Annotated in this window: 20 protein-coding genes; 9 read left to right on the forward strand and 11 right to left on the reverse strand. The window is 73.0% G+C overall.

Features of this window, described 5'->3' with window-relative positions; genetic code table 11:
• Positions 1 to 147 precede the first annotated feature (147 nt).
• Positions 148 to 915 (reverse strand): VOC family protein, encoded by a 768-nt coding sequence (locus tag ACWEQO_RS08660; protein ID WP_452980455.1) that lies wholly within the window; start codon positions 913 to 915, stop codon positions 148 to 150.
• A 134-nt stretch (positions 916 to 1,049) separates the two neighbouring features.
• Here ACWEQO_RS08660 and ACWEQO_RS08665 point away from each other — a divergent pair, with 134 nt between their 5' ends.
• From ACWEQO_RS08665 to ACWEQO_RS08675, 3 genes are all read left to right on the forward strand, one after another.
• Positions 1,050 to 1,685, forward strand: coding sequence for a TetR family transcriptional regulator (locus ACWEQO_RS08665; RefSeq protein WP_452980752.1), 636 nt, complete (start codon positions 1,050 to 1,052; stop codon positions 1,683 to 1,685).
• A 233-nt stretch (positions 1,686 to 1,918) separates the two neighbouring features.
• On the forward strand, positions 1,919 to 2,344 hold the full coding sequence (locus ACWEQO_RS08670) for a pyridoxamine 5'-phosphate oxidase family protein (RefSeq protein ID WP_361451340.1): 426 nt from the start codon (positions 1,919 to 1,921) through the stop codon (positions 2,342 to 2,344).
• A gap of 70 nt (positions 2,345 to 2,414) precedes the next feature.
• Positions 2,415 to 3,083 (forward strand): pyridoxine/pyridoxamine 5'-phosphate oxidase, encoded by a 669-nt coding sequence (locus ACWEQO_RS08675; protein WP_452980458.1) that lies wholly within the window; start codon positions 2,415 to 2,417, stop codon positions 3,081 to 3,083.
• A 59-nt stretch (positions 3,084 to 3,142) separates the two neighbouring features.
• Here the strand turns inward: ACWEQO_RS08675 and ACWEQO_RS08680 are convergent, their stop codons facing one another.
• Complete coding sequence (locus ACWEQO_RS08680; RefSeq protein ID WP_452980462.1) at positions 3,143 to 3,757, reverse strand: GNAT family N-acetyltransferase; 615 nt, start codon at positions 3,755 to 3,757, stop codon at positions 3,143 to 3,145.
• 148 nt (positions 3,758 to 3,905) lie between these two features.
• Between ACWEQO_RS08680 and ACWEQO_RS08685 the strand changes: the two genes are divergently transcribed.
• The gene (locus tag ACWEQO_RS08685) at positions 3,906 to 5,117 is read left to right on the forward strand and encodes a flavin-containing monooxygenase (RefSeq protein ID WP_452980465.1); all 1,212 of its coding nucleotides are present in this window, start codon (positions 3,906 to 3,908) and stop codon (positions 5,115 to 5,117) included.
• A gap of 547 nt (positions 5,118 to 5,664) precedes the next feature.
• Here ACWEQO_RS08685 and ACWEQO_RS08690 read toward each other — a convergent pair.
• The 3 genes from ACWEQO_RS08690 to ACWEQO_RS08700 all read right to left on the reverse strand — a co-directional run bounded on the left by ACWEQO_RS08690 (position 5,665) and on the right by ACWEQO_RS08700 (position 8,044).
• Positions 5,665 to 6,120: an ATP-binding protein gene (locus ACWEQO_RS08690; protein WP_452980468.1), complete on the reverse strand. Its 456-nt coding sequence runs from the start codon at positions 6,118 to 6,120 to the stop codon at positions 5,665 to 5,667.
• Between the two features lie 831 nt (positions 6,121 to 6,951).
• Entirely contained in the window at positions 6,952 to 7,464 is a 513-nt protein-coding gene (locus tag ACWEQO_RS08695) for an EF-hand domain-containing protein (protein WP_452980471.1), read from the reverse strand.
• Positions 7,465 to 7,663: 199 nt separating this feature from the next.
• Positions 7,664 to 8,044: an STAS domain-containing protein gene (locus ACWEQO_RS08700; protein ID WP_361451322.1), complete on the reverse strand. Its 381-nt coding sequence runs from the start codon at positions 8,042 to 8,044 to the stop codon at positions 7,664 to 7,666.
• 442 nt (positions 8,045 to 8,486) lie between these two features.
• Between ACWEQO_RS08700 and ACWEQO_RS08705 the strand changes: the two genes are divergently transcribed.
• Both ACWEQO_RS08705 and ACWEQO_RS08710 read left to right on the forward strand, forming a co-directional pair.
• Positions 8,487 to 9,083, forward strand: a complete 597-nt coding sequence (locus ACWEQO_RS08705) for a sigma-70 family RNA polymerase sigma factor (protein WP_361451319.1) — start codon at positions 8,487 to 8,489, stop codon at positions 9,081 to 9,083.
• The gene (locus tag ACWEQO_RS08710) at positions 9,080 to 10,318 is read left to right on the forward strand and encodes a maleylpyruvate isomerase N-terminal domain-containing protein (protein ID WP_452980476.1); all 1,239 of its coding nucleotides are present in this window, start codon (positions 9,080 to 9,082) and stop codon (positions 10,316 to 10,318) included. The genes ACWEQO_RS08705 and ACWEQO_RS08710 overlap by 4 nt, the downstream gene beginning before the upstream one ends.
• A 7-nt stretch (positions 10,319 to 10,325) precedes the next feature.
• On the opposite strand, the gene purU is transcribed toward ACWEQO_RS08710, so the two are convergent.
• A complete protein-coding gene (gene purU, locus ACWEQO_RS08715; protein WP_361451313.1) occupies positions 10,326 to 11,207 on the reverse strand; it encodes a formyltetrahydrofolate deformylase in 882 nt (293 codons plus the stop codon).
• A 46-nt stretch (positions 11,208 to 11,253) separates the two neighbouring features.
• Entirely contained in the window at positions 11,254 to 11,754 is a 501-nt protein-coding gene (locus ACWEQO_RS08720) for an SCO4402 family protein (protein ID WP_361451310.1), read from the reverse strand.
• Between the two features lie 117 nt (positions 11,755 to 11,871).
• On the opposite strand from ACWEQO_RS08720, the gene ACWEQO_RS08725 reads away from it, so the two are divergent.
• Positions 11,872 to 13,173: an ABC transporter substrate-binding protein gene (locus ACWEQO_RS08725; protein WP_452980480.1), complete on the forward strand. Its 1,302-nt coding sequence runs from the start codon at positions 11,872 to 11,874 to the stop codon at positions 13,171 to 13,173.
• Between the two features lie 76 nt (positions 13,174 to 13,249).
• Here ACWEQO_RS08725 and ACWEQO_RS08730 read toward each other — a convergent pair whose 3' ends face one another.
• Positions 13,250 to 14,806, reverse strand: a complete 1,557-nt coding sequence (locus ACWEQO_RS08730) for a hypothetical protein (protein ID WP_452980483.1) — start codon at positions 14,804 to 14,806, stop codon at positions 13,250 to 13,252.
• Between the two features lie 299 nt (positions 14,807 to 15,105).
• A complete protein-coding gene (locus ACWEQO_RS08735) occupies positions 15,106 to 16,491 on the reverse strand; it encodes a tetratricopeptide repeat protein (protein WP_361451301.1) in 1,386 nt (461 codons plus the stop codon).
• Between the two features lie 340 nt (positions 16,492 to 16,831).
• Here ACWEQO_RS08735 and ACWEQO_RS08740 point away from each other — a divergent pair, with 340 nt between their 5' ends.
• Positions 16,832 to 17,530 carry a bifunctional DNA primase/polymerase gene (locus ACWEQO_RS08740; protein WP_361451408.1) on the forward strand — a complete coding sequence of 233 codons (699 nt, stop codon included), beginning with the start codon at positions 16,832 to 16,834 and terminating at the stop codon, positions 17,528 to 17,530.
• A 318-nt stretch (positions 17,531 to 17,848) separates the two neighbouring features.
• On the opposite strand, the gene ACWEQO_RS08745 is transcribed toward ACWEQO_RS08740, so the two are convergent.
• Both ACWEQO_RS08745 and ACWEQO_RS08750 read right to left on the reverse strand, forming a co-directional pair.
• Complete coding sequence (locus ACWEQO_RS08745; protein ID WP_452980487.1) at positions 17,849 to 18,724, reverse strand: alpha/beta fold hydrolase; 876 nt, start codon at positions 18,722 to 18,724, stop codon at positions 17,849 to 17,851.
• 562 nt (positions 18,725 to 19,286) lie between these two features.
• A complete protein-coding gene (locus tag ACWEQO_RS08750; protein WP_361451295.1) occupies positions 19,287 to 19,979 on the reverse strand; it encodes a metal-dependent transcriptional regulator in 693 nt (230 codons plus the stop codon).
• A 251-nt stretch (positions 19,980 to 20,230) separates the two neighbouring features.
• Between ACWEQO_RS08750 and ACWEQO_RS08755 the strand changes: the two genes are divergently transcribed.
• A complete protein-coding gene (locus tag ACWEQO_RS08755) occupies positions 20,231 to 20,986 on the forward strand; it encodes an SIS domain-containing protein (protein ID WP_361451292.1) in 756 nt (251 codons plus the stop codon).
• Positions 20,987 to 20,993: the final 7 nt, after the last annotated feature.

Below are 20,993 nucleotides of genomic sequence, written 5' to 3' on the forward strand. Positions count from 1 at the left end.
ACCACCGCTGCCCCGTGGCGGCACGCACCCCGATTGTTCCTGTCCGGAGCGCCGGTTGCGAACCCGACGACATAGGGGGTGTCTCCTCCCATATGCAGAACAAGGGGACGGACGGGAAGCCGAGAGGCCACCGGGACGACCCGCGGATCAGCGGGAGAGGAGGGCGAAGGACGCGCCCTGGTCGTCGGTGACCACGGCCACCGTGCCGTAGGAGGTGTCGAAGGGCGGGACCTGGACGCGGCCGCCGAGCCGGGTCACCTCCGCCATGGTGGCCGCGGGGTCCTCGACGGCGAAGTGGACGAGGAAGTGGGGCGGCATCTCGGCCGGGAAGACGTCGGAGACCAGGGCCCGCCCGAAGTCGGGCTCGACGCCCTCCCCGAACAGGGCTTCGTGGAAGAGGCCGCCGTAGAAGGCGTTGGCCGCCTCGGTGTCCCGGGTGTAGAGCTCGGCCCAGGCGAAGCTCCCCCGCTCGTGCCGGCGCCCGAAGCCGGGGCGCTCGCCGGGCTGCCACAGGGCGAAAACTGCGCCCTCGGGGTCGGTGACCAGTGCGGTGACGCCGAGTTCGCCGACCGGACGCGGCGCCGAGACGAGCTGTCCGCCGGCCGCGACGATCCGCCGGCACAGCGCGCCGACGTCCGGGGTCGCGAAGGAGACCGTCCAGACGGTGGGGAGCCGGCCGTCCGGCTTGTGCGCGAGGGACGCCACCGGCTCACCGTCGAGCAGCGCCCGCACGGTTCCCGGGGACGGTGCGGGCTGCGAGGCCGGGGCGGGCCACTCGGGCCGCTCGGGCTGGTCTTCGAACGTCCACTCGAAGAGTCCGCCGTAGAACCGCTTGCCCGCCTCCACGTCGGGAAGCTGCGCGTCGACCCAGCAAGGGGTGCCCTCTGCGTAATCCGATGCCCTGTTTTCGGCCATACCGCCAAAGTAGTCGCGCCGCACGCACCGCGCAGACCAGGAACACCAGGTGTCAAGGACCCACGCACCCCATTTGCAGTCGGCCGAATCGCGTTCCTATCACCCGTCGGTAAGCTGACGTCATGACAGGACAAGTGCGTACCGTCGACGGCCGCGTGGCCGGTCGGCGAGGGCAGGCGACCCGGCAGAAGCTGCTCGACTGCCTCAGCGAGATGCTCAGCTCCTCCCCCTACCGGGATGTCAAAGTCATCGATGTGGCCCGCAGGGCGGGGACTTCGCCGGCGACCTTTTACCAGTACTTCCCGGACGTCGAGGGCGCCGTTCTCGAGATCGCCGACCAAGTGGCCGCCGAAAGCGCCGGGTTGGGCGCGCTTCTGGAGGGCCGCTCCTGGGTCGGCAGGGCGGGCCGGCAGACGGCACAGGAATTCGTCGACGGTTTCCTGGACTTCTGGCGGAAGAACGACGCGATCCTGCGCGTCGTCGATCTCGGCGCCTCCGAGGGCGACAAGCGCTTTTACAAGATCCGTATGAAGGTCCTCAACCCGGTGAACAGCTCCCTCACCGACGCCGTCGCCGAGTTGCAGGCCAAGGGCCGGGTCGACAAGGACGTGAACCCGGCCGCGGTGGCCGGTTCCCTGGTCACCATGCTCGCGGCGGTCGCCCTGCACCAGAAAGGTTTCACTTCCTGGGGTGTGAAGCAGGCCGAACTCAAGCCCCACCTGGCTCTGTTGGTCCACCTCGGCGTCACCGGCAAGAAGCCGACGAAGTAGGTGGCCGGCCGGCGCTCCTTCTCGCCTTCTCGCCTTCTCGCCTTCTCCTCCTTTTCCCTCTCCCCTCTCCCCCTCTCCCCCTCTCCCCCCCTCTTTCTCGGTGCCTCGTCCCGCACCCGCGTCCTGTCAGGCAGGCGGTGGACCACTCCGGTGGTCCACCGCCTGTCGCATGTCACGACACCTCGGCGGTCCCGCCGCCGCCCCGTACGCAGACGTCACAGGAGGAACCCACCATGGCCCTGAGCCGCGAAGAACGCGAACAGTTCCTGGCCGAGCCCCATGTCGCCGCGTTGGCGGTCGACGCGGGAGCCGGACGGGCCCCGCTCACCGTGCCGATCTGGTACCAGTACGCACCCGGTGGGGACGTATGGGTCATGACCGGACTCGACTCCCGCAAGAACCGGCTGATCGGCGTGGCGGGCCGGTTCTCCCTCATGGTCGACCGCGTCGAACCCACCGTCCGGTACGTCTCGGTCGAGGGGCCGGTCGTCGAGACCGCCCCCGCCACCCTCGAACGGCTCCGGGAGCTCTCCGCCCGCTACCTTCCGGCCGACAAGGTCGAGGGCTATGTCTCCGCCGCGTGGCAGGACCACGGCGAGCAGGTCGTCCTGCACATGCGCCCCGAGCACTGGGTCTCGTCCGACCTGGGCTCGCTGTGAGAGCCCAGGTGATGAGCGGTTACGAACGGTGACGAGTGGTGACGGCCCGGTGGACGGGCAGACTCGGGGTATGGCAACCGATCTCCACGAGCTGTTGAAGTCACTGCGGGTGTGGGACCCGGACGTCACCGACCTGCCGGAACCGGACCTGCCCGCCGCCCCCGCCGAGCCGCTGCCGCTGTTCACCCGGTGGTTCGCCGAGGCGGTGGCGGCCGGTCAGCCCGAGCCGCACACCATGTCGCTGGCCACGGCGGACGCCGAGGGACTGCCCGACGTACGGATCGTGGTGCTGCACGGCGCGGACGCGGACGGCTGGTCCTTCGCGACCCACGCCCACAGCCGCAAGGGCGGTCACCTCGCCGCCCGCCCGTACGCCGCGCTGGCCTTCTACTGGTCGGTGCTGGGCCGCCAGGTCCGGGTCCGCGGGCCCGTCGGCACCGCTCCGGCCGAGGAGGCGCAGGCCGATCTGCACGCCCGTTCGACCGGGGCGCTGGCCGCCGCGCTCACCGGCCGCCAGAGCGAGGTCCTCGGCTCGCCCGAGGAGCTGGCCCGCGCCTCGGAGGCCGCCTGGGAGCGGGCCCGGCGGGAGCAGGACGCCCCGGCACCGTCCTGGACCCTGTACCGCCTGCGCCCGGACGAGGTGGAGTTCTTCCAGGGCGACGCCCTGCGCCGCCACACCCGGCTGCGCTACCGCCGCTCGCCCGGGGAGGACTGGACGCGGGAACTGCTCTGGCCGTGAGGCGCGCGGGGGCCCTCGGCGGCTCTTCGGCAGCTCTTCGGCGGCCCTTCAGCGGCCCTTCAGCGGCTCTTCGGCGGGGCCGGCTCCGGGTCCGTGGCGAGGCGGGCGTGCAGGTGGGAGTCGCGGAAGGCGTCGTGGCGGCCCTCCGCGAACATCGCCCCGCGCAGGGTCCCCTCGGGAAGGAACCCGCACCGTTCGGCGATCCGGCAGGACACCTCGTGTCCGGCCGCGTGGTCCAGTTCGAGCCGGTGCAGGCCGAGTTCGGTGAACGCCCACCGCGCGGTGAGCAGCAGCGCCCGGGTGGCCACGCCCCGGCGGCGGGCCTCGGGCAGCACCCAGTAGCCGACCATGCCCAGCCCCTGCACCGGCCGGACGTCGTTGACACCGATGTGCCCCAGGGGCGTACCGGTGTCCGTATCGGCGATCCGGAAGGACACGGTCGTGCCGTCCTCGGTCCACTGCGCCCTCCTGCGCAGCGTCTCCCGGGCGCCCTCGAGGTCCGTGACCGGCCGGAGCGGGGTGTTCCAGCGGGTGAACTCCGGGTCCGTGGTGCCGCGCAGCCACACCTCGGCGTCGGAGCGGGACGCCGGGTCCCAGGGGCGCAGGTGCAGGCCGTGGCCGTGGAGTTCGGGGAGGGGCCGCAGGGAGCGCGGGGGTGTACGCGTGTCAGCCATACGGTTCATTCAAGCCTGCGCGATCGGCCGGGACACCGGATTTTCTCGTACCCGGTTCCGCACCCGCCCCTCCAGACGTGATCAATCCGCAACCAATTTCGGTCTTGACCGATACCCATCAACCTGGTGCGAGATTACGCTCGCGCTCATGGCCGATTCCACCACGCCCCCGAACCCCGCCGCACCACTCCGGGAGGACCGCCCCGTCTACGTCGTCGGCGGTGGTCCCGGCGGACTCGCCGTCGCGTACTCGCTGCGCGCCCGGGGCGTGCGGGCCGTCGTCCTGGAACGGTCCGCGCACGTGGGATCGTCCTGGCGGCGCCACTACGACCGGCTGCGCCTGCACACCACGCGGCGCCTGTCCGCGCTGCCCGGCCTGCCGATGCCGCGCCGGTTCGGGCGGTGGGTGACCCGGGACGACATGGTGCGGTACCTGGAGAAGTACGCCGAGCACCACCGCCTCGAGATCGTCACCGGCGTCGAGGTCTCCCGGGTCGAGCGCACCGCCGACGGCACGGGCTGGCTGCTGCACGCCACCGGGGGCCGCGAGCTGGCCGGCGCCGCGGTCGTGATCGCCACCGGCTTCAACCACACGCCCCGCCTGCCCGAGTGGCCCGGCCGGGAGAGCTACACCGGCGAGTTCCTGCACGCGTCCGAGTACCGCAACGCGAAGCCCTTCGCCGGCCGGGACGTCCTGGTCGCGGGGGTCGGCAACACGGGCGCGGAGATCGCCGTCGACCTGGCGGAGGGCGGCGCCTCCCGGGTGCGGCTGTCGGTCCGCACCGTGCCGCACATCGTGCGCCGCTCGACCGCGGGCTGGCCCGCCCAGCGCTCGGCCGTCCTGGTGCGCCGGCTACCGGTCGGGCTCGTGGACCGGCTCTCCCGGGCACAGGCCAGGGTGGCGCTGCCCGACCTGTCGGCCCAGGGTCTGCCGCGCCCCGACAAGGGCCTCTACAGCAGGGTGCTGGAGGGCGCCATCCCCGTGCAGGACGTCGGCCTGGTCGACGCCGTACGGCGGGGCAGGGTGGAGGTCGTGGCCGCCGTGGCGGGGTTCGATGCGGGTGCCGACGGCAAGGTCGTCCTCGCCGACGGCACCCGTATCGCCCCCGACGCGGTGATCGCGGCCACCGGGTACGTCCGCGGGCTGGAGGGGCTCGTCGGCCACCTCGGCGTCCTCGACGACCGGGGCAGGCCGGTGGCCCGCGGCGCCGGCACCCCGCCCGGCGCGCCCGGCCTGTACTTCACCGGCTTCACCAACCCCATCAGCGGCAACCTCCGCGAGCTGGCCCTCGACGCGGAGAAGATAGCCAAGGCGGTGACCCGCCACGGAGCACCGGGGATCTCCCGACTCCCCCGGTGACCCCCACTCGTCGCCCCACCTCGCCCCGACGGTTTCCGGCAGTGCGCCGGGGGGTGAGCGTCGTCGCGGGCGAAAAGTCATCCACAGCCTGTGGAGGAACCGGCCACGACACACGGCGACGGCGGCGCGGCGCCGCTCGGTCCCGAGCGCGGCGGCACCGCACCGCCTTCCGGCTCCGGCGCTCCCTCCCCGGGTCCCCTCGGCCACAGAGGGAACCGGCGCCGCAGCCGCGACCCACACTCGCCGAGGACTCCCGCCGTCGAGGCCCTCGCCGTCCCCTCGCAGCGAATCGCTGACGAACAGAGTGATCAAGCGGTCACGACACGTCAATACCGGTTCGCGGGCTTACAGTCCGATCTGCGCCGTATGCCCGGTTATTCTTCGCCGCGCACGGAAGCACACCCGGCGCACCGGCTCGCACTCCGGCCGGCGGGACCGGCCCTCCGTGCATCCGTGCACCGGCCCGCCGACACGGCCGCACGGCCGCACGGCCGCACGTCGGCCTGCCGTCCCGTCGGCCCATCGCCCCGTCGGCCCCGAGCGCGCCCTACACCGCCTCGTACGTGATGCCGCCACAGACCGGGGTGGGCTCCTGTGCGGCCGTGCCGCGGTCCAGTTCGCACCAGATGCGCTTGCCGGTGTCGTCGGCACTCCATCCCCAGCGGTCCGCCAGGCCGTCGACGAGGGCGAGCCCGCGCCCGCCGGTCGCCTCGCCGTCCACGCAGCGCGGCACCGGCGCCCTGCTGCTCCGGTCGGCGACCTCCAGGCGGACGGTGGCCTCCCCGGCCTCCGCGTCCGTCAGGGACAGTCTCAGCACGGCCGGACAGCCGGTGTGCACGACGGCGTTGGTGACGAGCTCCGAGACGAGAAGGATCAGCGTCTCGGACAGCGGCTCGTCGACCTCTATCCCCGACCCGGCCAGCCGTGAGCGGGTCCACTGCCGGGCTCGCCCCACCTCAGCGGGGTCGGGCCGGATCTCCAGTTGCACTTGAAGCACCTGCACCGCTCACACCATCCGAACCGGCGGACACTTGGACTCGCGCCTCACGAGGGCCACGATCGTAGCCATTCTCTGCATGGCCAGAACAACGGCCGGGACAGGGGTCACGGAACGTGAGTCCCTTGCGGGACAGCATGGTTGACGTACAGTCACGTCAACAAGCGCTTCGGGCATATTCCAGCGCGAAGGAGTACTCGTGCGGCATACTGTGCGACGCCCGCCCCGGCCGGCCGAGCAGGCGGCGGCGGCAGGCCTGGTCGCACGGCGAACAGTGGCAGACACCGACATTTCCGGGGCCGCCCCGGAGGCGACCCCCATGCTGTGCGTGCCCACGACCACTCGCATCCCACACAAGGTACCGGAGCGGGCAGCCGACTCCGGGCCGTGACGAGTGACGCACCGGGCACAACACGGCGCCAACGCTCCGTGATCTTGCTGTGCCACAATCCGTGACATTCGAGCGGAAGCGTTCGGGGGCATCGCGGACGGGGGGCGGAACGGGCCGCTCCGGCGAGCGGTTCGACGGCGGACGCACCGTCGCCTTCCGCGACCGATCCCGTACGCCGGGTCCGCACCCAGGCGTTTTGGCGGGCGGTCCGGCCTTCGTGACGTCTGCGGGGCCGGCGGTGACGGCCGCCCCGCGGACGGCGGCGCGGGCGCTCCCGGCGTGGGTCCGCCTCCCGGCACACCGGTCGGGCCGCCGTCCGGAAGGGCCCGGCCGGCTGCGGCCGAACCGTTCACGGCTCCGGGCGTGTTGCGCCGTCGGCCCGCGCGCACGTCTCCGGGCGGCGCGGTTCCTGGAGCCGCGCCGCCCGGAGACGTGGGAACCGGCCCCTACTCGGGGACGGTGAAGTAGCGGGCGAAGCCCCGTACGATCTCTTCCTCGCCGATCCTGCCGTCGCCGTCCGTGTCCAGCGTGGCGGCGGCGGGTCCGGCGAGCTCCTCGGGAACGCCGAGCGCCTTCAGGACGCGGGCGGTCTCGGCCACGCCGACCGTGCCGTCGTCGTCCGGGCCGGTCAGGGCGAGGGTCGCGCGCAGGAAGGGCCGGGCGATCTCGGCGAACCGGTCCGGGTTGTCCCGCAGCCGCTTCACCGCGCCGGTCACGAATTCCTCGCGGGTGATGCGCTGGTCGCCGTCGTGGTCCGCGATGCCCGCCATGCCCTGCCAGAAGGCCTCGGCACCGCCGTACAGGGCCTGGCCCTTGTCGGAGCGGGCCCGCGTGCCGAACTCGGCGAGCAGCACCTTGGCCGCTCCGCTGAAGTCCTCGCGGTCGATGTAACCGTTGCCGTCCTGGTCGAAGGTGGCGAACCGGGCCGCGATCCGGCGCTCGTACTCGCTGGTGACCATGTTTCTTTCAGGCCGCCTTACTCAGAGGGTCGTCTCGCTCGGAGGGTACGTCGTACGAGGCGGCTTCATGAATTCGGAAACGACAACTGCCCCAATAACGGGAGAATTCCGGGCCAATCCTGTGACGCACGGCACTTTTCGTGGTACGTGCGGTGCACATGGTGCCCGTGGCGCGCGCACTCCGGGGTCCACGGTCGGCTCAGGCCGACAGCGGGCGGGAGTCCCCGCCCACCGCGGACGGGACGTCCGGATGCACGTCGAAGAGGCGGCGGACGCCGAGCGCCCCGAGGACCCGGTTGACGTGACTGCCGTCGGCGGCCCCCTGGGCGGGCAGGATCAACCGCAGACTGCCCTGACAGGAACGCAGCAGCCGGCGGGCGGCTATGAGCACCCCGACGCCGCTGGAGTCGCAGAACCACACCTCGGAGAGGTCGAGGACGAGGCGGTGTCTGCCGTCGGCCACCGCGTCGTGCACCCGCTGACGCAGTACCGGCGACGTCACCAGGTCCAGCTCGCCCGACACCCGGAGCACGGCCCACTCGCCCTGCTGCCCGTCGGTCACCTTGAAGGCCACCACCACGCCCTTCGCTCGCCGAAACGGAAGAAAAACCTACGCTTCCCTGCAGCGCGGCTGCCCACCGGCCGTGCCCTGAAACGCGACCCGAGAAACCGTTACCGAACAGTAAAGGCTTGTTTCAGTCGGCTTCGATCCAATTCGATAGGTTCAGATCAGTTCAGTTCAAATCCGGTCCAGCCTCGTACGGCTCAGTCTGGCTCAGTCCGGTTCAGCCGGTTCAGCAGGTTCCGATCGGTGAGCGGCCGGGCAGGCGTGCCCCGGGCGGCGTCCGACGTGCCCGCGGACGGCTCCCTACCACCTGCGGCTCGCCAGGGGGCGCACATTGCCGCAAAGGGGCGTGCGTTCTCCGACGTGCCGACTACATTCAGGGAGCCTGCGGGCAGACGCCGGCCCCGGGCACGACCGGCCCGGGGTTCCGAGAGGAGCAGGGGGTGAAGGGAGCCACATGACGACAAGGGACGTACCGCCTCACTGGGACCGCACGATGCAGCGGCGGCTCGCCCGCGGGGAGGCCGCGGCGCTCGGTGAGTTCTACGACCGGTTCGCCTCCCTCGTGCACGGCCTCGCCCATCGCGTCCTCGGCGACGAGCACGCCGCCGACGGCATCACGCGCGACGTCTTCGCCCACGTCTGGGAACGGCCGGACACCTACGACCCCCGGCAGGGCCCGCTGCGCACCTGGGTCGCCGAGCTGACCCACCGGCTGGCCGTCGAGCGGCTGCGCGCCACCAGGACGGCGGCGCTCGCCCGCAGCGCCCACGGCTCCCCCGGCGACACGGAGGAACTGGAGCGCCAGGTGCGCCACGCCTCGGTGGCCGCCCGCGCGGACTACATCGTGCAGGTCATGCCGGCGCCGCTGCGGGCGGCGCTGGAGCAGGCGTACTTCCAGCGCCGCGACTACCAGCAGACCGCCGCCGACCTCGGCGTCACCGAGGACGAGGCCCGCCGCCGCCTCCGGCTGGGCCTGCAACTGCTGGCCACGGCCCACGACACCGAGACGGCCCGGCTGGGCGCCCCGCCCGGCATCGGGGGTGCGGCGTGAGCGACGACCGCCTCGAGCCGTCCGCCGACGACCCCGATACCGCCCCCGCCCCCGCCCCCGCCGCCACGGGTGAATCCACGGCCCCGGGAAACGGGGCGGACGGTACGCGTGAGGGCGGGGGGCCGCCGGTGCTGGAGCACCGGGTGCTGAAGTCGCTGCTGGGCGCGTGGGCGCTGGCCGCCTGCGCGCCGGAGGAGACGGCGGCCGTCGAGGAGCACCTCGGCGAGTGCGGGGCCTGCGCCGACGAGGCGCTGCGCCTGCGCGGCGCGGTCGGGCTGCTGCAGCGCCCCGAGAGCCTCGATCTGGACCCGGGGCTGCGCACCCGCGTCCTGGAGTCCTGCCTCAAGCGGCGCCCGCCGCGCATCCCCGTACCCGACTGGGCCGCCGCCTACGACGCCGAGACGGCCCGGCTGGACGCGCTGCTCCAGGACTTCGGCGACACCGAGTGGCACGCACCCGTGCGGCTGCGCTGGTACGAGGCCGACGAGGCGACCACCCGCCGCACCACGGTCGCCGGGGTCATCGCGCATCTGCTGACCGTCGACGGCCTGGTCGCGGTCGCCCTCGGGCTGGACGACCCGCTCGACGGAGTGCCGGCCGAGCGGCCCACCCCGTCGGCCCGCACCGAGGCGTACTGGAGTGCCGCCCATCCCCCGCCCACCCGCTCCATACGGGCGCCCTGGCGTGCGCAGACCCACGACCTGGTGCGGACCGTCTCCTTCACGGGCGGCCGGGCCGGGCGGATGACCGTGCCGTACGGCGACTTCGAGCTGCCGCTGCACGACGCGATGCTGGACCGCGCCTTCGAGTGCTGGGTGCACGCGGAGGACATCGCCGAGGCGGTGGACTACCCGTACGAGCCGCCCACCGGACGGCATCTGCACCGCATGGTGGACCTGGCCGCGCGGATGCTGCCGGCCGTCCTGGAGGCGCGCCGCCGCTCCGGGCCGAAGGCGCCCGGCGGGCGGCGGCTGGTCGCGGCCGGCGCGCCGGGGCGGAGCCTGCGGCTGGAGATCGAGGGGTCCGGCGGCGGGGAGTGGCTGATCCCGCTGGACTCCCCCGCCGCCCTCGGCTCCGCCGAGCACGAGGTGGCCCACATCGCCCTCGACGGCTCGGAGTTCTGCCGTCTGGCGGCGGGCCACGTGTCCCCGCGGGAGGCCGCCGCCGGGCAGGTCGGCGACAAGGAGGCGATCAGTGAGGTCCTCCTGGCGGCGGCCTCACTGAGCAGGATGTAGCCGGCCCTCAGGCGAAGACCACCGTCCGCCGCCCGTTCAGCAGGATGCGGCGTTCCGCGTGCCACTTCACCGCGCGCGCCAGCGCCTGGCACTCCACGTCGCGGCCGACGGCCACGAGCTGGTCCGGGGTGACGCCGTGCCCCACCCGCTCGACCTCCTGCTCGATGATCGGGCCCTCGTCGAGGTCGGCGGTGACGTAGTGCGCGGTGGCGCCGATCAGTTTCACGCCCCGGACGTGCGCCTGGTGGTACGGCTTCGCGCCCTTGAAGCTCGGCAGGAAGGAGTGGTGGATGTTGATGATCCGTCCCGAGAGCTGCTTGCACAGGTCGTCCGAGAGGACCTGCATGTAGCGGGCGAGCACGACGAGTTCGACGTCCTCCTCGCGCACGATCTCCAGCAGCTTCGCCTCGGCCTCCGCCTTGGTGTCCTTCGTCACCGGAAGGTGGTGGAAGGGGATGTTGTACGAGGCCACCAGTTCCTCGAAGTCGGTGTGGTTGGACACCACTCCGGCGATCTCCACCGGCAGCGCGCCGATCCGGGCGCGGAAGAGCAGGTCGTTCAGGCAGTGGCCGAACTTGCTGACCATCAGCAGGATGCGCATCTTCTCGTCGGCCCGGTTGATCTGCCAGTCCATCCGGAACGAGTCGCCGATCGCCGCGAAACTCGCCCGCAGCTTGTCCACGGTGACCGGTGCGTCGGCGGAGAAGTGGACCCGCATGAAGAACAGGTCGGTGTCGTGGTCGCCGAACTGCTGGCTGTCCTCGATGTTGCAACCGGTCATGAACAGATAGCTCGACACGGCGTGCACGATGCCCTGCTTGTCGGGGCAGGACAGGGTCAGGACGTACTGATCGGCCGGGGCCTCTGTTCGAATGGGCTGCTCACTCATGCCGAAAAGGGTCCCACACGCGGATCACGGACGAGGAGCCGTCCCGCTAAGCGGACCGCGTGAGGATGTGCAGCGCCTCGAGGGTCCGCGGCGCGGCGTCGGGGTCCTCCCCGTCGCTCACCGCCAGCCGCACGTGCGCGTCCCGCGCGGCCCGTACCGCGTCCGGCCATCCCTCGTGCTCGAGGTAGGCGGTGACCGGTGCGTCCGGACCGACCTGGTGCATGATCCGCAGCACCCGCAGCACCGCGGTGTCGACGAGCGCCGCCTCCTGGGAGTCGCGGAAGATCGTGCCGACGTACTTCTCGGCGGACCAGTTGTCCAGCCAGGTGTCCTCGACCAGCCGGTAGACCGCGTCGGTGACGTCACCGTAGCCGTCCACCCCGGCCAGCCAGACGCCCTGCTGGAACCCGGGGTCGGAGAGCATGTGCAGCGCGGAGCGCACATTGCTGCGCCAGCGCCACCATGGCATGTCGTTGAGTGGCATGCCGCCCATGGTGGACGAGCGACGACCGCGGCGGGAAGAGTTCTCCGAACCTTGCACGGTCATCGATCGTACGTTTCCCCTCCCCGGAGGTCACACCGCCCCCTTAATTCACTTCCGCGTCACCACTCGTTGACCATGGGTCACCCACGGGTTGGCGATGTGAGGGAATCGTGCGTGAGCATGACCGGCAGTCGCATTCGCAGCAGTTCCCTCTCCCGCCACCGCTCCCGGCCGTTCGGAGCCGGCGTCATGACCACGGGCGCGCTGGCGGCGATGACGCTCGCCGCCGGCTGCGGGGCCGTCCCCGGCTCCTCGGGGGTCGACGACGACTCGATCACCGTCATGACCTGGGCCCCCGAGGAGACCAAGGCCACCAACAAGCCCGGCATGCCCGCCTTCGCCCGCGCCTACGCCCGCTGGGTGAACTCCGAGGGCGGCATCAACGGCCGCAAGCTCAACGTCCTCACCTGCAACGAGCGCAACGACAGTGTGGCCGCCGCGCGGTGCGCCCGGACCGCGGTCAGGGAGAACGCCGTCGCGGTCGTCGGCTCGTACAGTCAGCACGCCGACGACTTCCTGCCCACCCTCGAAGGGGCCGGCATCCCGTACATCGGCGGCTACGGCATCACCACCGACGAGTTCACCAGCCCGCTGTCCTACCCCGTCAACGGCGGCCAGCCCGCGCTGCTGGCCGGTCTCGGCCGCGCCCTCGCCGACTCCTGCGGGCCGGTCACCCTGATCCGGCCGGACACCATCGCGGGCGACCAGCTGCCCCCGCTGCTCAACTCGGGCCTGACGGCCGGCGGCCACGAGCCGACCGCGGACCAGCGGGCGGAGGAGGAGGCCACCGAGTACGCGGGGCAGTCGAAGCAGGCCCTGGAGACCAGCACCACCGACCCGGAGGCCCCGGGCTGCGTGGTGCCCGCGCTCGGCGACCGCACCGGCACCTTCATGGACTCCTTCCGGCGGGCCCGCGCCGACTACCCCGACGTGCGCACCGCGACCGTGATGGGCAGCGTCGACCAGACGACGATCAACACGTCCGGCGGCGCGTCGAGCCCGTACGAGGGGTCGTACGTGACCGGCTGGTACCCGGCGTCGAGCGACGCGCTCTGGGACCCGATGAAGGACGTGATCAAGAAGGAGGCGTTCGGCGACAACCGGATCGACCCCGCCGACACCGGGGTGCAGACCACCTGCATCGCCTACACCGTGCTGAAGCAGGTCCTCGAGTCGCTCGGCGACGAGGAGGTGAGCTCGGGCAGCGTGACCCGGACGCTGAACAAGGGGCTGAAGGTCGAGACGGGCGGCCTCACCCCCACCCTGCGCTGGCATTTCCAGGACAAGCTGGCCGCCGTCGGCTTCCCGCGGCTGGTCAACGCCAACGTGACCCTGCAGGAGGTCAGGGACGGGCGGCTGGTGGCGGGCAGCGAGGGCTTCATCGATGTGACGGACACCCTGCGCAAGGCCGACGTGGTGTGACGCGCGGGGGCGCGACGGGGACCGGGCGGGGCCCGGGCCCCCCTGCTGTTCCTCCGCCCCCGCCCTCACCAGCCGGTCACAGCTGGGTCGGCTGCCGCTCGGTCAGGCCGTACTGCTTGGCGATCACGTTCCACAGCGCGGCCGCCTTGGTCTTCTCCTCCGTCGCGGTGCCGCTTTCCCGGTTGCCCGCCTGGGTCTGACCGGTCGTGCGGGCCTGGCCCTTCTTGCAGCCCTTCTTGCCCGCCACCTGGTCGGCCCAGGCCGCGTAGTGGTCGTCGGCCGACGCCGAGGCCTGCCACGCCTTGGTGAGCGCGGCGCTCAGCGCCTGGTGGTCGGGCAGCTTGTCCACCTCGATGTCGGAGAGGTCGGTGACCAGCTGGTTGCGCTGGTCGGCCGCGTCCCGCAGGTCCTTGGCCGCCTGGTCGAGATTGCGGCAGGCCTTCACGTCGGCCACCGCGTTGATCACGGCGGTCCGGCTGTCGCCGCTGACGGCCAGCAGCTTGTCCAGCTCCACGGCCTGCTCCCGGACCGGGTCGACGGTGGGGGAGGGCTCGGCCTCGGGCTCCTCCTCGGCGGGGGCGGGAGCGGGGGCGGTGGCGGAGACGGGCTGCTTCTTGCCGTTGTCCTCTCCGCTGCCGAGCAGCGCGCCCGCGCCGATGCCCAGGACGGCGAGACCGACACCGACCGCCGCGATGAGCGGCACCCGTGACCCCGTACTGCCGCTCCGGCCGCCGCCGCCCTCCCGGACGGCACGCCGGCCCCCGCCGCCGCCCCGGCCGGGCGGGGCGGGGGCGGGGTGCGGGTGCTCGATGCGGGGAAGCTGCTGGGTGGAACCGGCCGAGCCCGGGTCGCCGCCCGCGCCGCGGAAGAGGTTGTCGAACTCGGCGGGCGGCTGCCGGTTCCCCTCGTCGGCCGCGGCGCCGACCGGAGCGCCGGGTGCGGCCCCGTACGGGGCTCCCTGGGGCAGGTCGGTCACCGGGGCCATGAACTGGGTGGCCTCGGCGTCGGGGTTGCCCGCGCCCTGCGCGGACAGGCCCTGGTACCGGGCCGCCTCGTCGTGTGCGGCGGGCATCTCGGGGGGCAGCGCCCCCGGGCCCACCGGGGGTATGTACTGCGTCGCGGCCTCGTCCATGGGGGCGGCGGGCACCGGCGGCAGGAACTGGGTGGCCCCCTCCGACCCGTCGGGCAGCGCGCCCGCGGCGGAGCCGTACGCGTCGACGGCGGGAGCGCCGTAGGAGGAACCGTTCTGCGGCGGCATCGGGGCGTACGAGGTGTGGGCGCCGTACGCCGGGGCCTGCCCGCCCTCGGGCGGCAGCGGCCCCGGACCGGGCTGCCCCTGGGCGGGCCCGCTCGCGGCCGGGTCCTGCGCGCCCCAGGGGGCCGGCTCCTGCGCGCCCCACTGCTGCGCGGGCGGGGACTGCCAGCCCTGGCCCTGCGCCGGGGCCGACTGCTGCTCCTCCGGCCCCCAGGGCGTCCCCCAGGTCTGGCCGCCGGACGGCGCCGAGGCGGGCGCCTGCCCTCCCGTACCGCCCGGCATGCCCGGCAGCAGGGGCTCACCACCGTCGGAGGGCAGCACGATGCCTTCGCGCGCGGGGCGCGCCGAGGGCTCCTCGCCCTGTCCACTCTGTGTCACCGGGACTCCTACACATGGGGGACCTTGTGAATCGTCGGCTCACGCTACCGGGTCCCCGGAGCCCGGTGCCACGCAGCACGGGGCCCGCGCTCCTGCCCTGTGACCGCGGTAACAGAACCAGGTCGCCCCACGCTGTTCATGGCCTCTTCCTCACCTCCGCCCCGCGTCGGCCGTCCGTTCACCGCAGGAGCCCGCCCCGTTCACCCGCGGACGCCGCCACCGCGCGTGCGAGTACTGGTACATGTACCAGTACTCGCCCCCTGCTCATGCCCATGTCCCTGTCCTGTCCCTGGCCCTGCTCATGCCGCGGCCGGGAGGACGACGCGGGCTCCGAACTCCCGCACCACCGGCTCCTCCTGATACGGCTCCAGTCGCTGCCGGAAGTCCTCCAGGTACTCGACACCGCGGTTCGACCTGAGCCCGTCGAGCAGCTCCACCGCCTTAAGGCCCGTACTGCAGGCCTGCTCGACCTCCCGCTGCTGCACCTGCGCGGTGGCCAGCAGGACATAGCCGATCGCCCGGCGCCGTGCCCGGGACTCCGGATGCCCGGCCAGGGCCTCGAGCGCGCACCGCGCGGCCGCCTCGGCCTGTCCCAGGTCCCGGTGGCAGTGCGCCAACTCGTCGGCCAGGTAGGCCTCGTCGAAGTGCGCGATCCACACGGGGTCGTCCCCCGACGCCGGTTCGGCCGCCTCCATGGCACTGATCGCCTGCCCGATCGCGATCTGCGCGGCGTGCGCGTCGCCCATCAGGGCGTGCCCGCGCGCCTCCGCCGCGCGGAACATGGCCTGCGCGCGGGGTGTCGCCCGGCCCCGCGCGCCCTCCTGCGCGGCACGCGCCAACTGCGCGATCTCCCGCGGGTTTCCGAGCTGCGCGGCCAGATGGCTCATGGAGGCGGCGAGTACGTACCCGCCGTAGCCGCGGTCGCCGGCCGCCTGGGCCAGCCGCAGCGCCTGGATGTAGTAGCGCTGGGCGAGGCCCGGTTGCCCGGTGTCGACCGCCATGTACCCGGCGAGTTCGGTCAGCCGGGCGACCGCCGCGAACAACTCCCGCCCCACGGCCTCCCGGTACGACCCCGCGAGCAGCCCCGAGACGACGCTGTTGAGGTAGTGCACGACGACCGGACGCACGTGCCCGCTGCCGTACTGGTGGTCCAGGTCCACCAGGGCCTGCGTCATCGACCGCACGGCCGCCACGTCGGACCGCCCGACCCGCGGCCCGACCGAGCGCGCCACCTGCGGGTCGGGGGCGGAGATCAGCCAGTCCCGGCTCGGCTCCACCAGGGCGGACGCGGCGACGGAGGAGCCGGACAGGAAGTCCCGCCGGCCCACGTCGCTGCGCCACAGCTCGCAGACCTGCTCGATGGCCCCCAGTACCGTCGGCGAGAACTGGAGACCGACGCCCGACGCGAGGTTCTTGCCGTTGGCCATGCCGATCTCGTCGATCGTGACCGTGCGGCCCAGTTTGCGTCCGAGCGCCTCCGCGATGATCGCCGGCGCCCGGCCCCGCGGCTGCTGTCCGCGGAGCCAACGGGCCACCGACGTCTTGTCGTAGCGCAGGTCGAGGCCGTGTTCGGCGCCGCACAGGTTGACCCTGCGGGCCAGCCCGGCGTTGGAGCACCCGGCTTCCTGGATGAGCGCCTGCAGTCGTTCGTTCGGCTGCCGCGCGACGAGAGGCCTTGCGGCCATGGCATACCCCCTGTGGCTGCGGTGCCTGCCCGCGCACCGAGTTGACGTGTCTTCCGCGGCCGGAGACCCGGCATCTCCTGACAACTCCTCTCGACCAGGAGCAAAAGTTCCGGCCCTGAAGATCAATGCCCCGCCGAGGCGCCGAAGATGCGAGGCATGTACGGATTGCCGGGGTAACGGTCGATGTCCGCCCCGCCCGGCCGCCCACTGCTGGCTACCCAGCCGGGACCGCGGATCCCCTTGCGCGCCCCCGCGGATGCACCCATGCGCCCCGGGCGCGGAGCAAGTGCTCCTCCCCCGCGCATGGCTGCGGGCGTAACCCCTGGTGACGGACGTAGTTGTGTTCATCGTGGAAGAGACGATCCCGGGCACCGGCGCCGGACACATTCCGAAGCAGCGCGGGGAGACCCTGCTGGAGACCGCGGTGCGTTATACCGAGGAGCGGCACTGGGACGTGTTCGCGGGCACCTGGCTGGAGGCCCTCAACGGGGTGCACCGCTGCTCGTGCGGCAGCGCGGAGTGCCCGGCGCCCGGCGCGCACCCGGCGCGCGCGGACTGGGCGGCCCAGGCGACCGGCAGCGCGAGCACCGTTCGCCGCATGTGGCAGATGTGGCCGACGGCCTCGATCCTGCTGCCCACCGGCCAGGCCTTCGACACGATCTCCGTCCCCGAGACGGCCGGGTTCCTGGCGCTGGCCCGGCTGGAGCGGATGCGGCTGACACTCGGTCCGGTGACCCTGAGTCCGGCCGGGCGCATGGAGTTCTTCGTGCTCCCCGGTACCTCGGCGAAGGTGCCGGGCCTGGTCCGCTCCCTGGGCTGGTCGCTGTCCCCGCTCGATCTGAGCGTGCGGGGCGAGGGGGCGTACGTGGCGGCGCCGCCCACGCGGTTCGGCTCCAAGGGGGCCGTGCAGTGGGCCAGCAGGCCGACCCCGGCGAACCGCTGGCTGCCGGACGCGGCGGAGCTGATCTCCCCCCTCGCCTACGCCTGCGGCCGCGACCGCCAGGACCGCCGCGACCGCCAGGACCGACCGGGCCGTTAGGACCGACCGGCCCGTCAGGACCGCCAGGACCGACCGAACCGACCGAACCGACCGGGGCGACCGGACCATCGGGACCGACCGGGCCGTTAGGACCGACCGGGACGACCGGACCGCCAGGACCGACCGAACCGACCGGACCGCCAGGACCGACCGGGACGACCGGGGCGACCGGACCGTCGGGACCAACCGGGGCGACCAAACCGTCGGGACCGAGCGGGACGACCAAACCGACCGGGTCGGCCGGGTCGGCCGGGTCGGCCGGGTCGGCCGGGTCGGCCGGGTCGGCCGGGTCGGCCGGGTCGGCCGGGGCCGACAAGCTCAGTCGGCCCGGACGGTGTCCAGGAACGGCTCGATCGCCGCCCGCCAGGCCTCCGGCTGGTCGTAGTGGACCAGGTGGCCGGCGTCGGCCACCTCCGCGTACCGGCCGCGGGGCAGGACGCGGACCATCTCCTGGGCCTCCGCACGCCCCAGTTGGCCGTCGAGGCCGCGGACCACCAGGGTGGGGCACCGCACCTGGGCCAGCTCCTCCCAGTGCGCGTCGTAGACCCAGGTCTCGCGGGAGCGGAGCATCTGCTCCGGGTCGAAGACCGGCCGCCACCCGTCGGAGGACTCGGCCATCACCTCGGCGTAGAACTCACCGCGGGCCGGGTTCGGCCGCTCCACCCAGGGGTCGTCCTCACCGAACCACTTGCGTACGTCGGCGAGCGTGGCGAACGGAAGGGGCCAGGCCTTGAACCACTGGGCCCACTCGCGCTGCGAGGCGGCGCCGAGCGCGGAGGCCCGCATGTCGCAGATGACCACCCCGCGCACCAGGTCCGGCCGCTTGGCGGCCAGCTGCCAGGCGGTCAGCGCGCCCATCGCGTGGCCGATGAGGACGGTCGGGCCGAGCTCCAGCTGCTCCAGGGCGGCCTCGGCGTCGTCGACATAGGCGTCCCGGGTGAACGAGGCCTGCGCGGGCTTGTCGCTGCGGCCGTGGCCACGCTGGTCGAGGGCGACGGCCCGGTACCGCCCGGAGAGCCAGCGGGCGGTGGACGCCCAGTGCGAGGCCCGCCCCATGAGCCCGTGCAGTAACAGCACGGACCTGTTCCCGGCAGCGGGCTCCGCCGGGTCGCCGGCGGTCTTGGGGGGATCGCCGAACTCCCAGGCGGCGAGCCCTACGCCGTCCGCCCCCGTCACGTCGATGCGTCGCGCCATCGTGTTGGCACCCCCAAGCTCGCTGCCTGCCGTGCTGCTTGCCCTGCCTGCTGTCGTCGCTCCGCACAGATTATCGAATGCGCTTTCGAGAACCCCGTTCTCGCCGCCAACACCCCTCGATCGAGTGACACCCCTCGAGGATTGACCGTCGCGGTCGAGGGGAGATCTTCAGCGGGAGGCGAGCCGCTCGGGGAAAACGGTTCGAGGGGAACGACCCTGGGAGCTCGGGGCTCCGGGTCGACACCGGGGAGGGCAGGCCCCGGCGCCGCACGGCGCCGGGGCCCCTCGCACACTCACGGCACATCCTCCGCCCCTCCCCGGCCGGGCGGCGTCGTGCCGGGCCCGGCCAAGAGCCCCTCGCGTCATATGCCTCACGCGACAGCCTCGCACGTGAACCCGGCGAGCGCTGCCCTTCGGCGCAGCGGATCCCGGATTCGGCGCGATCGCACCGAAACCCCAACTCCCCGCCGAGGCGGACGAGTTGGGGTTTCAGGCCGATGCTGAGGTGCTGAAGCGCCGAGGCGGCGCGGTGCCGAGGCGCTGCGGCGAGGGGCCCCGGCCCTCAGGCCTTGGCGACGAACACGTGGGAGGCGACGTCCGCCTCCAGCTCGGCCGCCTCGCCGCCGCTGCCCACCAGCACACCGCCCGCCGACTCCGTCACACTGACCACCGAGCCGGGCTGCACGCCCGCGCGGCGCAGCGTGTACATCAGCTGCGCGTCCGTCTGGATCGGCTCGCCGATCCGGCGCACCACGACCGTCTTGCCCTCCACCCCCGGGTCGAGGTCGGCCAGGGAGACCATGCCCTCGTCCAGGAACGGAACGGCGCCGTCCTTCTCGCCCAGCTCCTCCAGGCCCGGGATCGGGTTGCCGTAGGGCGACTCGGTCGGGTGCCGCAGCAGCTCCAGCACACGACGCTCGACGGCCTCGCTCATCACGTGCTCCCAGCGGCAGGCCTCGGCGTGCACCTGCTCCCACTCCAGGCCGATCACGTCGACGAGCAGACACTCGGCGAGGCGGTGCTTGCGCATCACCCGGGTGGCCAGCCGCCGGCCCTCCTCCGTCAGCTCCAGATGCCGGTCGCTGGCGACGGACACCAGGCCGTCACGCTCCATCCGGGCCACCGTCTGGCTGACCGTCGGCCCGCTCTGGTCGAGCCGCTCGGCGATCCGGGCGCGCATGGGGACCACGCCTTCCTCCTCCAGCTCGAGGATGGTGCGGAGATACATCTCCGTGGTGTCGATCAGTCCGGACATACGTGCCCCTCGATGAGATCTGCGATTGGCTCTGCCGGAGGCTGGACGGCTCACCGGCGCATGCGCTGGCCCTGGACTCAATTCTGACCCATCGCGCCGACAACCGGGGCACGCCGTGCGAACGCCGGGCATTCACCGGGCGGACGGGCTCCTCCGCGGGGGTCTGCCCGGCCCCCGCCGCCCTGTTGACACGGCACTGGTCCGAACCGCACGGTGATCCGCAGCAGCCCACCGCGAAGGGATGGTCCTCCATGAGCGACCGCACGCCGGCCGACCGGTTCCTCGACGCCGCGATCGACCTGCTGCACCGGGTCCGCGACGAGGAGGCCGACTCCGTGGCGGCCGCGGGCGCCCTGCTCGCGGACACGGTCGCGGACGGCGGGCGCCTCTTCGCCTTCGGCGCCGGCCACTCCTCGCTCGCCGCGCAGGACGTCGTCTACCGCGCGGGCGGGCTCGCCCTGATGAACCTGCTCGCCGTCCCGGGGGTCGTCGGCGTCGACGTGATGCCGGCCACCCTCGGCTCCGCCCTCGAACGCGTCGACGGCCTCGCGAGCGTCGTGCTCGACGCGTCACCGGCCCGCGCGGGCGACGCCCTGGTGATCGTCTCCCTGTCCGGGCGCAACGCGCTCCCGGTGGAGATGGCCGTGAACGCCCGCGCCCTGGGCATGAAGGTCATCGGCGTGACCTCGGTGGCGTACGCGGCACAGACGACGTCCCGGCACGCGTCGGGGACGTTCCTGAAGGACCACTGCGACCTCGTCCTGGACTCCAAGATCGCGGTCGGCGACGCGGAACTCACCCTGGACGACGTCCCCGCCCCCTTCGCCCCCGCCTCCACCGTCGTCGCCACGGCCCTGCTCCAGGCGGTGGTGGCCACCGCCGCCGCCTCCCTGGCCGACCGGGGCGTCGAGCCCCCGCTCCTGCGCTCCGGCAACGTCGACGGCGGCCACGACTGGAACCGCCGCGTCATGGACCAGTACGCCGACCGGATCTTCTACCGGCGCTGAGAACCCG

The sequence above is a fragment of the Streptomyces sp. NPDC004051 genome, from assembly GCF_053604275.1.

What these genes read in the sequence shown, in the direction of transcription:
- ACWEQO_RS08750 (WP_361451295.1), bottom strand. Translation starts at nt 19,979, where the DNA reads ATGTCCGGACTGATCGACACCACGGAGATGTATCTCCGCACCATCCTC.
- ACWEQO_RS08660 (WP_452980455.1), bottom strand. Translation starts at nt 915, where the DNA reads ATGGCCGAAAACAGGGCATCGGATTACGCAGAGGGCACCCCTTGCTGG.
- ACWEQO_RS08680 (WP_452980462.1), bottom strand. Translation starts at nt 3,757, where the DNA reads ATGGCTGACACGCGTACACCCCCGCGCTCCCTGCGGCCCCTCCCCGAA.
- ACWEQO_RS08695 (WP_452980471.1), bottom strand. Translation starts at nt 7,464, where the DNA reads ATGGTCACCAGCGAGTACGAGCGCCGGATCGCGGCCCGGTTCGCCACC.
- ACWEQO_RS08675 (WP_452980458.1), top strand. Translation starts at nt 2,415, where the DNA reads ATGGCAACCGATCTCCACGAGCTGTTGAAGTCACTGCGGGTGTGGGAC.
- ACWEQO_RS08725 (WP_452980480.1), top strand. Translation starts at nt 11,872, where the DNA reads ATGACCGGCAGTCGCATTCGCAGCAGTTCCCTCTCCCGCCACCGCTCC.
- ACWEQO_RS08670 (WP_361451340.1), top strand. Translation starts at nt 1,919, where the DNA reads ATGGCCCTGAGCCGCGAAGAACGCGAACAGTTCCTGGCCGAGCCCCAT.
- ACWEQO_RS08720 (WP_361451310.1), bottom strand. Translation starts at nt 11,754, where the DNA reads ATGACCGTGCAAGGTTCGGAGAACTCTTCCCGCCGCGGTCGTCGCTCG.
- ACWEQO_RS08745 (WP_452980487.1), bottom strand. Translation starts at nt 18,724, where the DNA reads ATGGCGCGACGCATCGACGTGACGGGGGCGGACGGCGTAGGGCTCGCC.
- ACWEQO_RS08705 (WP_361451319.1), top strand. Translation starts at nt 8,487, where the DNA reads ATGACGACAAGGGACGTACCGCCTCACTGGGACCGCACGATGCAGCGG.
- purU (WP_361451313.1), bottom strand. Translation starts at nt 11,207, where the DNA reads ATGAGTGAGCAGCCCATTCGAACAGAGGCCCCGGCCGATCAGTACGTC.
- ACWEQO_RS08755 (WP_361451292.1), top strand. Translation starts at nt 20,231, where the DNA reads ATGAGCGACCGCACGCCGGCCGACCGGTTCCTCGACGCCGCGATCGAC.
- ACWEQO_RS08685 (WP_452980465.1), top strand. Translation starts at nt 3,906, where the DNA reads ATGGCCGATTCCACCACGCCCCCGAACCCCGCCGCACCACTCCGGGAG.
- ACWEQO_RS08735 (WP_361451301.1), bottom strand. Translation starts at nt 16,491, where the DNA reads ATGGCCGCAAGGCCTCTCGTCGCGCGGCAGCCGAACGAACGACTGCAG.